This is a genomic window from Pseudomonas sp. GL-RE-26, assembly GCF_019956275.1.
GTDB classification, from domain to species: domain Bacteria; phylum Pseudomonadota; class Gammaproteobacteria; order Pseudomonadales; family Pseudomonadaceae; genus Aquipseudomonas; species Aquipseudomonas grandcourensis.
Genome location: NZ_JAHBDI010000033.1, coordinates 105,030 through 119,686 on the forward strand (window position 1 = coordinate 105,030; position 14,657 = coordinate 119,686).

Consider the following 14,657-nt stretch of genomic DNA (forward strand, 5'->3'; position numbering starts at 1 on the left):
CGCATGAGCGACTCCCTTGATCTCAGCCTGGACGGTGTAGAACGCCGGTCACTGGCTGACTTCACCGAAAATGCCTACCTCAACTACTCCATGTACGTGATCATGGACCGTGCCCTGCCGCATATCGGCGACGGCCTGAAACCGGTACAGCGTCGCATCATTTATGCGATGAGCGAGTTGGGGCTGGACGCCGATTCCAAGCACAAGAAATCGGCGCGTACCGTCGGTGACGTGCTCGGTAAGTTCCACCCCCACGGCGACTCGGCCTGCTACGAAGCCATGGTGCTGATGGCCCAGCCGTTCAGCTATCGCTACACGCTGGTCGACGGCCAGGGCAACTGGGGTGCGCCGGACGATCCCAAGTCCTTCGCCGCCATGCGTTATACCGAAGCGCGGCTGTCGCGTTATTCCGAAGTGCTGCTCAGCGAGCTGGGCCAGGGCACGGCGGACTGGGGCCCGAACTTCGACGGCACGCTGGACGAGCCACTGGTGTTGCCGGCCCGTCTGCCGAACATCCTGCTCAACGGCACCACGGGTATCGCCGTGGGCATGGCCACCGACGTTCCGCCGCACAACCTGCGGGAAGTCGCCACGGCGTGCGTGCGTTTGCTCGACGAGCCGAAGGCCACGGTCGAGCAGCTCTGTGAACACATCCAGGGCCCGGACTACCCGACCGAAGCGGAAATCATCACCCCGCGCGCCGACCTGCTGAAAATCTACGAAACCGGTCGTGGTTCGGTGCGCATGCGCGCCGTGTATCACATCGAAGACGGCGACATCATCGTCACCTCGCTGCCGCATCAGGTCTCGGGCGCCAAGGTGCTGGAGCAGATCGCCGCGATGATGCAGGCCAAGCCGTCCAAAGCGCCGCAAATTGCCGACCTGCGTGACGAATCCGACCACGAAAACCCGTGCCGGATCGTGATCATTCCGGGTGCGCGGAAAAACTTCGACCACGATGCGCTGATGCAGCACCTGTTCGCCAGCACCGAGCTGGAGTCGAGCTACCGGGTCAACATCAACATCATCGGCCTGGACGGCAAGCCGCAGCTGAAAAACCTGCGGGCGCTGCTGGTCGAATGGCTGGAGTTCCGGGTGCAGACCGTGCGTCGTCGCCTGCAATTCCGCCTCGACAAGGTCGAGCGTCGCCTGCACCTGTTGGATGGTTTGTTGATTGCCTACCTCAACCTGGATGAAGTGATCCACATCATCCGAACCGAGGAGCATCCGAAAGCTGCGCTGATCGAGCGTTTCGCCCTGAGCGAAATCCAGGCTGACTATATCCTCGACACCCGTCTGCGTCAGTTGGCGCGACTGGAAGAGATGAAGCTGCGTGCCGAGCAGGATGAACTGCTCAAGGAACAAGCCAAGCTGCAGGCCCTGCTGAGCAGCGAAACCAAGTTGAAAAAACTGGTGCGCAGCGAACTGATCAAGGACGCTGAAACCTACGGGGATGACCGTCGGTCGCCTATCGTCGAGCGCGCCGAAGCCAAGGCCCTGACCGAGCACGATCTACTGCCGAACGAGAAAGTGACGGTCGTGCTGTCGGAAAAAGGCTGGATTCGCTCCGCCAAGGGCCACGAGATCGACGCCACCGGGCTTTCCTACAAGGCCGGGGACGGTTTCAGGGCGCTGGCAGCCGGGCGCTCCAACCAGTTTGCCGTGTTTATCGACTCCACCGGCCGCAGTTATTCGGTGGCCGCCCACACCTTACCGTCGGCCCGTGGCCAGGGCGAGCCGCTGACCGGTCGCCTGACGCCGCCGCCAGGGGCGAGTTTCGAATGTGTGCTGATGCCGGAAGACGATGCGCTGTATGTGATTGCCTCCGACGCCGGCTACGGCTTCGTGGTCAAGGGTGAAGACCTGCAGGCCAAGAATAAGGCGGGCAAGGCCCTGCTGAGCCTGCCGAACAACGCCAAGGTCATGCTGCCGCGCCCTGTGGCCGATCGTGAGCAGAACTGGCTGGCGTCGGTGACGACCGAAGGTCGCCTGCTGATCTTCAAGATCAGCGACCTGCCACAATTAGGTAAGGGCAAAGGCAACAAGATCATCGGGATTCCCGGTGAGCGAGTGGCCAGTCGCGAAGAGTATGTGACGGACATCGCCGTATTGCCGGACGGTGCAACATTGGTGTTGCAGGCCGGGAAACGTACCTTGTCACTGAAAGCGGACGACCTCGAACACTACAAGGGTGAACGTGGCCGTCGTGGCAATAAGTTGCCGCGTGGCTTCCAGCGGGTAGATGCGCTGCTCGTCGAAAACCTCAATTAGGCGACCTAGGGGGCGTTCTCGACTGGTTTCACCACCGCGCCGGGTCTGCTGTTGAGCAGGGCAAGGCGCGAGAAGCGAGGTTTGGTCATTCCAAATAAGCTTCGAGCAACACAGCCCTGCACAACAGCAGGTCCGGCCCTTCGGGTTGTGCCTTAAAGCGGGCCAGGCTGCGTTGGAGGCCTTGGAAAGGGAACAACCATTACCAGCGGCCTCCGCCTTGCCTGGCCCGCTTTAAGGCGACAACGCGGTGGTGAAACCAGGCGAGAACACCCCCTGGAAGCGCCGAACTACGAATTAACCCGTAGTTCGGCGCTTTGCGCTGGAGTCGGAACGCATATTCACGGATGATATGGCCTTTCAAACGCCGGCATTGCCGCGCGTTCTTCATATTTGTTGAGTATTTTCACTGTGGTCAGCCTTTTAGCAACCACCTGGATGGGACGATGACTGCTCTGCGCCTTCCTTTTATTCTTTTGCTCGCCGGCGTTCTTGGCCTGGCGGGTTGCAGCGTTCACCAACCGGTGTCGCTGTATCAGCTGGACGCTGGTAGTCCGGTTCAGCCTGCGCAGAACGCGGGCATGGCGGTATTGTTGGGGCCGGTCACGGTGGCCGACTACCTGCAACGCGAAACCCTGTTGCAGCGCCAGCCGGATGGCAGCCTGCAAGCCTCGACCGACGGTCGTTGGGCTGGCAGCCTTTCGTCGGATATCGATCAGCTGCTGCTGCGTCAGGTTGCAGGTCGCCTGGACAGCCAGCGCGTAGTGCTGGCCCCGGCGACAGTAGGCTTCACCCCAGACGTTCAGGTGCTGCTGACCATCACGCGCCTGGATTCAGGTGAAAAACAACCGGCGATTCTCGACGCGCAATGGCGCCTGATCGACCGTCGCGGGCAGGTTCGCGAAAACCGCATCATCCATTTGCAGGAGCAGCATGCCGGCAGTACGGCGGCTCAGGTTCAGGCACAGGGTGTGTTGTTGCAACGCCTGGCCGAACAACTGTCGGTGGCGCTCAAGCCCCTGGCCAATCAGCCACCGATCGCCGAAGTCCCGCGCAAGCCGGCAGCCAAGGCGGCAGCACCTGCGGTAGAACAGGAAAAACAGCCGAAGATTCCGATGGCCGCGCCTATTCGTACGGATATGGAAGTGTTCCGCTTCTAAGCCTGGATGGATTTGAAACAAAGCCCGCATTGATGCGGGCTTTGTTGTTTCTGCAGGTTGGAGATATCTGGTGTCAGTTCCGGCCTCTTCGCGGGCAAGCCCGCTCCCAGAATTATCTCTGTGAACACAGATCTTGTGTACGACCACGTCCCCTGTGGGAGCGGGCTTGCCCGCGAAGGCGTCATGACAGGCAACAAAAAAGCCCGCAGACGATCGCTCATCTGCGGGCGTCTTCACATCGGGGTCAAGGCTTAAGCGCGACGCTCGTGCATCCGCGCCAATTGCCGTTCAAGCATCGATGGATACGGCTCCATCAACCGTTCCACGCAGCACGCACCTTCAGGGCTGGCAATCGGGCGGATCCGTGCGCGTTGGCGGATCAACGCGTCGTCACTGATCTTGCGCTCCACCAGCAGCAGGTTGCGGCTGTGTTGCGACAGGGCCAGTGCGTCCTGGGCGGGATCAGTCAGCAGCAGGTCGATCTGGCTCAGGCCGAACAGTTCCTCACCCAGTGTCAGGCCCAGCTGCAATTGCAGGGTGATGCCGCTGTCCGCGACTTCGATCTGCAACTGGTGGCCCAGGGCCCGCAGCAGCTCGCCACAGCAAATGGCGTTGGTCAGGTAGTCGTCGCCGCTGTCTTCGGTGTGGAACAGCATCAACGTGCTGCCATCGTTCAAGGTTTCCACTTCGCCTTGATACAGCGACGCGGCCTGGTCGAGGCAGTCGCGATAGCGTTCGAGCAGTTCTTCAAGACGCGCCCGCGGCAGGCGTCGCAGTTGCTCCTGAGAGCCCAGTTGCACCGCCAGCACCGCGCTGTGTTGCGGCACGCTCGGTGTGGCCTTGCGAATCACCGGTTGCGGGGTGCTATCCAGCGACTCGTCGCGCAGATCGGCGAACGGGTCTTCATCATCGTCATCTTCGACGGTGCTGACGATCTGCCGTGGGGCTGGCTTGAGCGCCGCTACCGGGCGGCTCTCGTCGAAACTCGGATCGCGCAGGTTACGGACTTCGAAGGCCGGGTCGGCCTCGTCATCCATGTCGTCGAATTCCGGTTCCGGTTCCGGTTCCGGCACAGGGGCGGGCTCCGGGGCGAAGTTGGCGTGCAGCTGACGCGCCAGGTCGCCGATTTCGTCCTGGCGGTCGGTGGCCGGGGTGTATTCATCGATATTGCGCAGCCACACCCGCAATTGCAGCAGCGGCGTGGAGAGATAACGCCCCATGCGCAGGCTCAGTGCCAGGGACAAAGCCAGCAGGATGGCGCTCAGAATGCCCATGCTTTGCAGGCTGATGGTCATCGGTTGCTGGAACTGGTCCATGTCCAGGCTGATGCGCAATTGCCCGGCAGTCACGTCCTGGAAGGTGATCTTGCTCTGGTACATGCCCTCGGCTTCGCCCAGCAGGCCATGCTTGGGACGCTGGCCGGACTCGGCGAGGATGCGGTTGTCCGGGCTGTAGATGGCGGCGTGGGCCACCAGCTTGTTCTTGGTCAGGTTATTGAGCAGCACATTGAGGCTGAGGATGTCGTTGGACACCAGCAGCTCGGTGGCCGAGGTGGCCGTCTGCGTGGTCAGGCTTTCGCCCAGCGCATCCGCCTGCTCGTGCATGGCCTGCTTGAACTGCAGGCCCATCACACCGGCATAGATGACCAGGGCCAGGGCGACCAGGATCACGTTATGGCTGGCGATGCGCAATGCAATCGGTACACGGCGGTGGCGCAGTGCCCGGAAGATCAGCAGGAAGAAGTTGTCGGTTTTTACTGGCGTAGGCCGGTTCACTTGAGCTCGGCTCTTTTGTCCGTGGAGTTGACGCGCAGTATAGCGACAGGCCCTAGGCCGTCAAAGCGCTCACGGTGCCCGATGGTCACTGAAAGTGGGTAGAATGCGGTTTTTTTCCACCTGCGGGGGTGCGCCTTGCGCGAAATCGTCCTGATAAACATCACGGGAGTCGACCGTCCGGGTCTGACTGCGGCCATTACCGGCGTTCTGGCCCAGGGTGGTGTGAATATTCTCGACATCGGTCAGGCGGTGATCCACGACACCTTGTCGTTCGGCATCCTGGTTGAAATTCCCGACACCGAGCAAGGCAAGTCTGTGCTCAAGGACATCCTGTTCAAGGGTTACGAGCTCGATCAACAGGTGCGTTTCACGCCAGTGTCCGAAGTGGATTACCAGCAGTGGGTCGGCAACCAGGGCAAAAAGCGCCACATCGTGACCCTGTTGACCCGCAAGGTGACAGCCGGGCAGTTGCAGGCCGTGAGCTCGATCACCGCCAAATATGGCCTGAACATCGATCACATCGATCGTCTGTCCGGGCGCATGCCGCTGGACACCCCGGCCGACAAGGGCAAGGGCTGCATCGAGTTTTCCGTGCGTGGCGAAGCGGCTGATCCGCAGGCGCTGCGTGCCGAATTCCTCAGCGTCGCCCAGGAACTGAACGTCGACATCGCCTTCCAGGAAGATTCGCTGTTCCGTCGCAACCGTCGCCTGGCAGTGTTCGATATGGACTCAACCCTGATCGAAGCCGAAGTGATCGATGAACTGGCCAAGGCTGCCGGCGTCGGCGACAAAGTGTCGGAAATCACCGAGCGGGCGATGGCAGGTGAACTGGACTTCCGCGCCAGCTTCAAGGAGCGCCTGGCCTTGCTCAAAGGTCTGGACGTCAATGTGCTGGATTCCATCGGCGCCTCGCTGCGCCTGACCGAAGGCGCCGAAACCCTGTTCGCCGAACTCAAGCGCCTGGGCTACAAGACTGCGATTCTGTCGGGCGGCTTCACTTACTTCGCCAAGCAATTGCAGGCCAAGCTGGGTATCGACTACGTGTTCGCCAACGAACTGGAAGTGGTCGACGGCAAAGTCACTGGCGTGGCGGTCGAGCCGATTGTCGATGCGCAGCGCAAGGCGGATTTGCTGAAGGAACTGGCACACAAGGAAGGCTTGCGCCTGGAGCAGACCATTGCGGTCGGCGATGGTGCCAATGACTTGCCGATGCTGGCGATTGCCGGGTTGGGCGTGGCGTTCCGCGCCAAGCCGCTGGTGAAGCAGTCGGCCAAGCAGGCGATTTCCACCTTGGGCCTGGATGGCGTGCTGTACCTGCTGGGCTTCCGCGATCGCGACGGCCAGCTCTAAAGCGAACTGTAGGAGCGAGGCCTGCTCGCGATGGACGTTAACGATGACGCGGGCATTCTGAATGCACGCGTCGCCCTTACACTCATCGCGAGCAGGCTCGCTCCTACAGGTTTGCGAACAGGTCAGGCTTTTGGTGAGCCCATGCCCTGCCCCATCTGCACCGCTGTACCGGCGGTCATTTCTTCAGCCCACTTAACCTGATCCGGCCCGAACAGCACGACGGCGGTCGAACCCAGCTTGAAGCGTCCCAGTTCCGCACCTTTTTCCAGATGGATCGGCGCGCGCGCGGCTTCGTCGTAGCGGAAGGTTTTCAGCTCGCGTTTCGGCGGCGTAACCAGGCCGGCCCAGACGGTTTCAATCGACGCAACGATCATCGCGCCCACCAGCACCACGGCCATCGGCCCGCGCTCGGTGTCGAAAATGCACGCCACGCGCTCGTTGCGGGCGAACAGTTCCGGAACGTTTTCAGCGGTGGTCTGGTTGACCGAGAACAGGCGACCCGGGATGTAGACCATCTCGCGCAGGGTGCCGGCCAGCGGCATGTGCACGCGGTGGTAGTCCTTCGGCGACAGGTAGATGGTCGCGAAGTCGCCACCCATGAACGGCGCAGCGTTTGCCGCGTCGCCACCCAACAATTCCAGCACGCTGAAGCTGTGGCCCTTGGCCTGGAACACGCGGCCGTGCTCGATCGGGCCGAGCTGGCTGATCGCGCCGTCGGCCGGGCTGAGGATCGCGCCCGGGGTTTCGTCCAGCGGACGGGCGCCGTCTTTCAGGGCGCGGGTGAAGAAGGCGTTGAAGTGCTCGTAGGCGGTCAGGTCTTCGACCAGCGCCAGGGACATGTCCACCTGATAACGCTTGGCGAACCAGGCGGTAAAGGCATTCTTGAACCAGCGCACGCGGCATTCGGCGATGCAGCCGGCCAGTCGCGAGAGCAGGTTGTGGGGCAGCAGGTACTGGCCGAGGAGAAACAGACGCTTGTTCATTAACGGTCCTTAAAAATCTTAAATTTCTACCGGGGTATCGGGATGGTTGCCCCATTCGCCCCAGGAGCCGGCGTAGCCCTTGACCCGCGGATAACCGAGAGCCTTGGCCACCAGATAGGTGAAGCCAGAGCGATGGTGTGTCTGGCAGTGGGTAATCACTTCTTTGTCTTTGCTGATCCCGAGTTGTTCGAGAATCTGCGGCATGTCGGTGCGGATGCGCAGCTGGCGCGTCTGATCCATGCCGGCGGTCCATTCGAAATTGACCGCGCCGGGAATGTGCCCGCCCTTGGCTGCCAGGACTTTCTCACCGGAGTACTCCAGCGGCCCGCGTGCATCCCAGATCGCCAGGTCGGCGGCGCCGAGACGGCTTTGCAGGTATTCGCGGGTGGCGGTGGGTTCGTCGTGCAAGGTCAGTGGAACCGGGCCGCCCACGGATGGCGGGATCTGGATCGACATGGGCAAGCCTTCCGCCAGCCAGGCCGGCAGGCCGCCATCTATATAGTGGTACTTGCTGTGGCCGATGACATCCAGCAGCCAGATGAAGCGCCCGGCCCAACCGCCGCCTTCGTCGTCATACACCACGTAGACCGCATCGGGGTTGTGTCCCAGCTCACCAAACAGCGCTTCGAGTGCTGCCTGCGGAGGCATCAGCCCCGGGGCGGGGGCCTGGCCGAGCTGCGTGCGTTTCGGATCGACAAAGCGCGCGCCGGGAATGTGCCCTTCGGCGTAGCGGGCGGGACTGGTCAAGTCCACGAGAATCAGTTCGCGGGCGTCGAGTCGAGGGAGCAAGTCGCTCGGCTCGATCACCAGCGGCAAGCCAGAGAAGTCAGACATGTGAGGTCTCCAGAGCACAAAAGGGAGGATTGTAACGCAGCTTATTGGCCTCGGTGGCTAAAGCTGTGCAGGGCTTTTTCGATGCACTGTGCGGTTTTACCGAAGGCCTGTACGGAAATTTCCGAAAATGGCCCGCCGCCCTGATCCGCCACGACGATCATGATCACCCGGCCATTGTTGACCAGCGAACGCAGCAGCAAGTGTTCGCCGCTGAACTGCGAACGCAGGCTGTTGGGCAACAGGGCCGAGAATTGCGCGTTGTTGGCGGGCGTCAGGCGCACCTGGGCCTGCTGCGCGAGCAGGCGCTGCAACACGTTGCTCTGGCTGACCACGAAATTCAACCCGGCTGCCTCCTTCGGCAGCCCGGCCGTCTGGTGCACGCGCAGGTTGGCGTGGGTGCGGTCGGCCATCAGGATCATCACCCGGCGCATGCCGCAGGCCCCGAGGGCGTCCCGGGCGGCGATGGTCAAGTGCATGGCGTTGGTGAAGCGACTCGGCTCGACCAGTAATTCGGCGCATTGCTTGCGCCACTTCGCCAGGTCTTCGGCGGTGGGTGCCGCCGCCGGCAGCAAGCCTGCGTGGACACGGGTCATGCCCCATGGCCAGATCAGCGACTCGGCGGGGTGCCAGAGGTCGGGCATGGCGTGTTGGCGTGCGCTGTTTGCGGCCTGCTGGTGCAATTGTTGCTGCAGTTCGTCCATCGGCATTTGCAGGTAAAGGCTGGTCAGGTACTGCCAGCGCTCACTGTGGGGGCTGTCCCAGGCGTGTTGCGCCGACAGTGCCAGCCCGTTGGCCAGCAGCACCGTATTGGCTGGTTGATTGAGCCAGCGGCGAAGGGTCGGATCGTCATCGAGGCGGTTCTGCTGGCGCAGTGGATGCCCGCTGTCACGGGCAATGCGCAGCACTTTCACCAATTCCCGCTGCTCGGTGAGCAGCAGTCGATAGCCTTGCTGCACCCAGATCGGCAAGCGCCAGGCCTCCACCAGCGCCTGGCCGATGTCCAGCAGGCGTACGCCAAACAGTTGCTGCTCGACTTTGTGTGCCGACTCGCCTTTATGGATGACCCGCAGCTCCCAGTCTTCGAGCAGTTTTGGATGGGTCAGTGCCAGTGGCCACAGGGGCGAAAGAAACAGCAGGCTGCCCCAGTGGATGTCCTGCCACAGGCGCGCCAGGCGACTGGCAAAAAAACCGTTGGCCTGTTGCGTGGCGTGCTGGCTGATCATCTGCAACTGACGCAGGGCTTTGGGAATCTCGGACTGGGGTTCGGCGGGCAGGCGCGCGAGCAGTTCTTCGGTGCGTTTCAGGCCGAGGCGATTGATCGCGACCTCAAGGTTTTCCGCAGGCTCGGCCATGCCGCCATGGGGGTGCCGGTTGGCTTCGCGAATCACGCTCAAGGCCAGGGCCGGGCTGCTTTGCATGAGGTCGGCGATATCGCGCAGCGAGCTGCGATTGTCGCGGATGGCCCTGCAAACCAGGTCGTGGCTGGCTTGCGGAACCGGCAGGCGCACGCCATCGAGAAGCTTGACCCAGCCTTCGAGAGTGGTCGGTTTCGGGGTTGGGACGTTCGTTTCGTTAACCATGGTGGGAGGCGATCATCGTCAACATTACCTATGCCCGCAAGGGGTCAAATTAGCTTTTCGCCTGAACTGGCTATAGTCTGGCGCAGTTTTGCCGATAAGTAGAAGAAGAGATTTTTTAACTTCCGAATATGACCTTGAACCCGACTCAGTAAGTGCTCTCCTAACCTATGGCTAAAATTATCGGCATCATCGTCGTATTCGCGAGCGTGCTCGGCGGATACGTGCTTTCCCACGGCAAGATTGCCGCCCTGATCCAGCCTTTCGAGGTCATGATCATCGGCGGTGCGGCCCTCGGCGCCTTCTTGCAGGCCAACCCCGGCTACATGACGATGCACGTGCTCAAGAAGTCCCTGGGCATGTTCAGTTCGCGTTTCAACCACGCCTTCTACCTTGAAGTGCTGGGCCTGATCTACGAGATCCTCAACAAGAGCCGCCGCGAAGGCATGATGGCCATCGAAGGTGACATCGAAGATGCCGCCGCGAGCCCGATCTTCGCCAAGTACCCGACGGTGCTAAAGGACGAGCGCATGACTGCGTTCATCTGCGATTACCTGCGCATCATGTCCTCCGGCAATATGGCTCCCCACGAGCTGGAAGGCCTGTTCGACATGGAACTGTTCAGCCTCAAGGAAGACCTCGAACACCCATCCCACGCGGTCAACGGCATCGCCGACGCCATGCCTGGTTTCGGTATCGTCGCGGCGGTACTGGGGATCGTGGTGACCATGGCCTCGCTGGGTGAAGGCGACCAGAAGTCCATCGGCCTGCACGTGGGTGCGGCACTGGTGGGTACCTTCTTCGGTATTCTCGCCGCCTACGGCTTCTTCGGCCCGCTGGCCCATTCCCTGGCCCACGATGCCAAGGAAGAGCTGAACGTCTACGAAGCCATCAAGGCCTCGCTGGTGGCTTCGGCTTCCGGCATGCCGCCATCGCTGGCCGTGGAGTTCGGGCGCAAGGTCCTGTACCCGGCGCACCGTCCAAGCTTCGCCGAGCTGGAACAAGCGGTTCGCGGTCGTTAAGCCATGGAAAATAACCAGCCGATAATCATCAAGCGCGTCAAGCGCATCGCCGGCGGGCACCACGGGGGCGCCTGGAAAATCGCCTTCGCCGACTTCGCCACGGCGATGATGGCGTTCTTCCTGGTGTTGTGGCTGCTGTCCACCGCCACGCCGGAACAGAAGATTGCCATCGCCGGTTACTTCAAGGACCCGATCGGCTTTTCCGAAAGCGGCACGCCCTACATCATCGATCTGGGCGGCACGCCGACCCTGGCGCCGGAAAACACCCTCAACCCCGAGGTGAAGTCCCAGCCGCAGCCGGACAAGGTCACCGTCGATACCGATCAGGTCGAAGGCATGGCCGAGCAGGTCGAAAAAGAGCGCCTCGAACTGTTGCTGCAAGAACTGCAGAACAAGGTCGAAGAAAACCCGCAGATGCAGAAGTTCAAGGATCAGATCCTGTTCGAAATCACGCCGGACGGCCTGCGTATCCAGATCATGGACGCGGAAAACCGCCCGATGTTCGACTCTGGCTCAGCTCGCTTGAAGCCGTATTTCGAAGACATCCTGCTGGCTATGGCAGACACCATCAAGGCGGTGCCGAACAAGATCAGCATCAGCGGCCACACCGATGCCAAGCCATACTCCGGCACCGGTGACTTCGGTAACTGGGAGCTTTCGGCCAACCGTGCCAACGCCGCACGGCGTGCGCTGGTGGCGGGCAGTTATCCGGATGCTCAGGTGGCGCGTGTGGTCGGCTATGCCTCGTCGGCGCTGTTCGATCGCGAGCATCCGTTCAACCCGGTGAACCGCCGTATTGACATCGTGGTGCTGACCAAGAAAGCCCAGCGTGCGATCGAAGGTTCGCAAGGGGCGGAGCCTGCTCCTGATGCGCCGCAAGGTTCGGCTGTTCCGGGGGCCGCACCGGCTGCACCGGCCGACCCGAACGCGTTGCCGGCGGACAAGGAACCGCTGCCGGCCCACGAACTGCGCGAGCGTCTAAACCTGTTCGACGACCCGGCACCGAAACCGGGCGAGCCAGCCAAACCGGCTGAACCGCCCAAGCAGTGACCCACAAAAAAGCCGACAGCGATGTCGGCTTTTTTGTGCTTGTAAGAATGAATTCAGATCCGCTGCATTGCGAGAAAACTCAAGGAATGAGGTTTGGTCCGAGAATTGTGTAGGACGGGGCTGAGACCCGTAAACCGGGTTTTACTTCGCTTGGGGCCTCGGTACAGTTCGCCTGTCGCCGACGAATCGGTGATCGACCTTAGCCGGTCGTAACAGATGACGCACAAGCGCCCGTATAATCGCGGCGCTTTTTGCTGCCTGGCATCTATATGTCTATGGTGGCTGTGCGTGGGACACCTCCGGGTGTGCCGGGTTCATCTGTCCGGTCGGCTAACCCGCGTACAGCTACCACCCCAATTCGTTTAGCCGCGAAAGGGGTGGGAGTTCCACCTATCAGATGAGAATCCAGCCATGTCCAGATACCACCCGCTCCAAGGCAACTTCAGCGTCGGCCCGACGCTATACATCGACACCGAAGCCCGCACTTCCGATCTTCTTGAAACCGCCGTGCATCGAATCAAAGCTGCGCGCAACCTACTTAACAGCGTCACCTGTCTATGCGTCAAAGACGCCGAAGGGCATGACCTGGAGCATTTCGCCAACGCTGCACACATGTTGATCCAGGATGGCTGTGACGCTTTGGAAACGCTGGGTTGGCAGCTGGAAAAAGCCGTACGCTGAGAATCAGAGCGCCGAGTTGTTCGCAGCTTTTTTGTTTGTGGGCTGGGGTTGCCCGCGTAGATACCGGCTAAAAAGGAGAAGGGGTCACTTCGGCTCGAAGAACTTGTGTCTCTGCGGGGACGCTGGTTGGCTCCGACGAGCAGCATGGCCCTCGTCTTCGCATATCTTGCAAGTGCCACAAAGAATCTATACTGTCCCGTGAGTTTTGCGGCAAGACATGATGTCTACTGCTTGAGCGACCCCCATTTCATGTGATGCCATTCTAGGGAGGAGGGATCTATGACCACAGTTCAGAATCTTTACTCCGCCTTAGACAAACAGGGCATTTCGAAAAGAAAGCTCGCTCTTCTGCTGCCTGACTGGTGGACAGATGAGGTAGAGGCATCACCTTCAGGTGTGCAACAAGCCAAGGTTTACTTGGCCAAAGCATTAAGTCTGCGTATGCGTCCTTTCAGTGAGACGCCTCCCCGGATTGAGTTCGACTTACCGGCGGATAAGCGCTTCAAAAAGTCTGCCAAGACCTCTGAAGCAGATGTGAATCTTGCGGTTGCCTTGGCTCGTAGTGCCTCGCGCCTCGCACTTTCTGCGTTAGACACTCAATTCGTTCCGCCTCCACCGGACGCACTGGCGATTCGCGAGCACTTGCTTTCATCGGGGGCTCCTTGGGTGGGGTTGTCTGCGCTGCTCGACTATTGCTGGAACACTGGCATCCCAGTCATACACCTGGCTACACCTCTGCTCGGTCGAAAAATGGACGGTATCGCCATGGCGATCAACGGCCGGCCATCGATCGTTCTTTCTAACAATCGAAAAAGCGGTTTCTTGCTTTTCCATTTGGCACATGAGCTCGGGCACATTGCCTTGGGGCATGTCGGCGCAAATGGAACGATTGTTGATGATGAAATTAAAAAAGACGACGATCTGGGCAAAGACGCTGATGAGCTTGCAGCGGACCAGTTCGCTATCCAATTATTGACTGGGAATGCTCATGGCAATCTAACGCTTCAGCACTTGATCAAAGCACCTGTGCTGGCCCGGCAAGCAGTGCAGTATGGGGCAGAGCATAAAATCGATCCTACACACATCGTTTTAAATTGCGCTCATAACGATAAGCGGCTTTTCCCGTTGTGTGTTTCTGCTGCAAATTTTATCGCTGGAGAAAGCACAGATCAGTCGTTGGTTTCAGACGTTGTTTTTCGGCATCTGCAAGGAAACCTAAAGCACGACAGCGAGCATTTACTGCGGAAACTTATCGCATAAATGATTCTCCTCACCGACAACGACATATTGGTAAAGCTTGCTCAATGTGACTTGATTGATGAGGCTTTGGCAGTTTTTCAGTGCGGGCTTAGTGATTGCTACGTTCTAGACAGTGCCAAGCATTCTCTCTACTTAAATGACGTAGAAAAGTGCGTATCCAGACGCGTCGGCAGCTACCAATCTTATGATCGGCTTTGTAATCTCGTCCAGTCCTGCTGCGTGCTTGATGCGGCCGAAGAAGATCTGGATTTCATGGACGAATTGCTTCAAATTGACAGCGTCGACGATGGCGAGCTTTTGCTGTTGATGCATGCTTTCTCTCTCTATCAAAATCAACAGCCTTACTCATTTACCACAGGTGACAAACGCGCACTCGTCGGTATCTCGATGTCACAGTCCGATAGAGCCAAGCAGATACTTTTCCAGCGGGTGGAATGTGTCGAGTCAATCATTCTGAAAGCAATTCGAATATATGGTTTTGCGCATATCAGCACGAAGCTTATACAAGCTCAGGCTCTTGTTGCTGCGGAAAAATATGACAAGGTTTTGAGAATGGCTTTCGGTGCTGGACGTGATGAACATCACTCTAATGCATGCCTTTCTCAATACCTCGCACCCATCGGCCAGTTCATAAAGCCCTGACTTATGTACGAACTCGGAAGGGCGCCGAAGCCGGGTGAGCCTCTGAAGCAGTGAC

The 14,657-nt window shown here is 59.9% G+C and carries 12 protein-coding genes; 8 read left to right on the forward strand and 4 right to left on the reverse strand.

Going from position 1 to position 14,657, the window contains the following annotated elements:
• The first annotated feature begins 3 nt into the window (after positions 1–3).
• The gene (parC, locus tag KGB07_RS19750; protein ID WP_046039792.1) at positions 4–2,271 is read left to right on the forward strand and encodes a DNA topoisomerase IV subunit A; all 2,268 of its coding nucleotides are present in this window, start codon (positions 4–6) and stop codon (positions 2,269–2,271) included.
• Between the two features lie 443 nt (positions 2,272–2,714).
• Positions 2,715–3,428: a membrane integrity-associated transporter subunit PqiC gene (locus tag KGB07_RS19755; protein WP_046039793.1), complete on the forward strand. Its 714-nt coding sequence runs from the start codon at positions 2,715–2,717 to the stop codon at positions 3,426–3,428.
• A gap of 251 nt (positions 3,429–3,679) precedes the next feature.
• On the opposite strand, the gene KGB07_RS19760 is transcribed toward KGB07_RS19755, so the two are convergent.
• Positions 3,680–5,203 carry an AhpA/YtjB family protein gene (locus KGB07_RS19760; protein ID WP_046039795.1) on the reverse strand — a complete coding sequence of 508 codons (1,524 nt, stop codon included), beginning with the start codon at positions 5,201–5,203 and terminating at the stop codon, positions 3,680–3,682.
• Between the two features lie 135 nt (positions 5,204–5,338).
• Between KGB07_RS19760 and serB the strand changes: the two genes are divergently transcribed.
• Complete coding sequence (serB, locus tag KGB07_RS19765; protein ID WP_046039796.1) at positions 5,339–6,553, forward strand: phosphoserine phosphatase SerB; 1,215 nt, start codon at positions 5,339–5,341, stop codon at positions 6,551–6,553.
• 122 nt (positions 6,554–6,675) lie between these two features.
• On the opposite strand, the gene asd is transcribed toward serB, so the two are convergent.
• The 3 genes from asd to KGB07_RS19780 are packed head-to-tail and all read right to left on the reverse strand — an operon-like array spanning position 6,676 to position 9,950.
• Complete coding sequence (gene asd / locus KGB07_RS19770; protein WP_223466323.1) at positions 6,676–7,536, reverse strand: archaetidylserine decarboxylase; 861 nt, start codon at positions 7,534–7,536, stop codon at positions 6,676–6,678.
• 18 nt (positions 7,537–7,554) lie between these two features.
• Positions 7,555–8,370, reverse strand: a complete 816-nt coding sequence (gene rhdA, locus KGB07_RS19775) for a thiosulfate sulfurtransferase (RefSeq protein ID WP_046039798.1) — start codon at positions 8,368–8,370, stop codon at positions 7,555–7,557.
• A gap of 41 nt (positions 8,371–8,411) precedes the next feature.
• Positions 8,412–9,950, reverse strand: coding sequence for an HDOD domain-containing protein (locus tag KGB07_RS19780; protein ID WP_223466325.1), 1,539 nt, complete (start codon positions 9,948–9,950; stop codon positions 8,412–8,414).
• A 167-nt stretch (positions 9,951–10,117) separates the two neighbouring features.
• Between KGB07_RS19780 and motA the strand changes: the two genes are divergently transcribed.
• The 5 genes from motA to KGB07_RS19805 all read left to right on the forward strand — a co-directional run bounded on the left by motA (position 10,118) and on the right by KGB07_RS19805 (position 14,602).
• Positions 10,118–10,969: a flagellar motor stator protein MotA gene (motA, locus tag KGB07_RS19785; protein ID WP_046039800.1), complete on the forward strand. Its 852-nt coding sequence runs from the start codon at positions 10,118–10,120 to the stop codon at positions 10,967–10,969.
• A gap of 3 nt (positions 10,970–10,972) precedes the next feature.
• A complete protein-coding gene (gene motB, locus KGB07_RS19790) occupies positions 10,973–12,019 on the forward strand; it encodes a flagellar motor protein MotB (protein ID WP_223466327.1) in 1,047 nt (348 codons plus the stop codon).
• A 411-nt stretch (positions 12,020–12,430) separates the two neighbouring features.
• The gene (locus tag KGB07_RS19795) at positions 12,431–12,700 is read left to right on the forward strand and encodes a hypothetical protein (protein ID WP_223466328.1); all 270 of its coding nucleotides are present in this window, start codon (positions 12,431–12,433) and stop codon (positions 12,698–12,700) included.
• Positions 12,701–12,979: 279 nt separating this feature from the next.
• On the forward strand, positions 12,980–13,960 hold the full coding sequence (locus tag KGB07_RS19800) for an ImmA/IrrE family metallo-endopeptidase (RefSeq protein WP_223466330.1): 981 nt from the start codon (positions 12,980–12,982) through the stop codon (positions 13,958–13,960).
• Positions 13,961–14,602 (forward strand): hypothetical protein, encoded by a 642-nt coding sequence (locus KGB07_RS19805; RefSeq protein ID WP_223466331.1) that lies wholly within the window; start codon positions 13,961–13,963, stop codon positions 14,600–14,602.
• Positions 14,603–14,657: the final 55 nt, after the last annotated feature.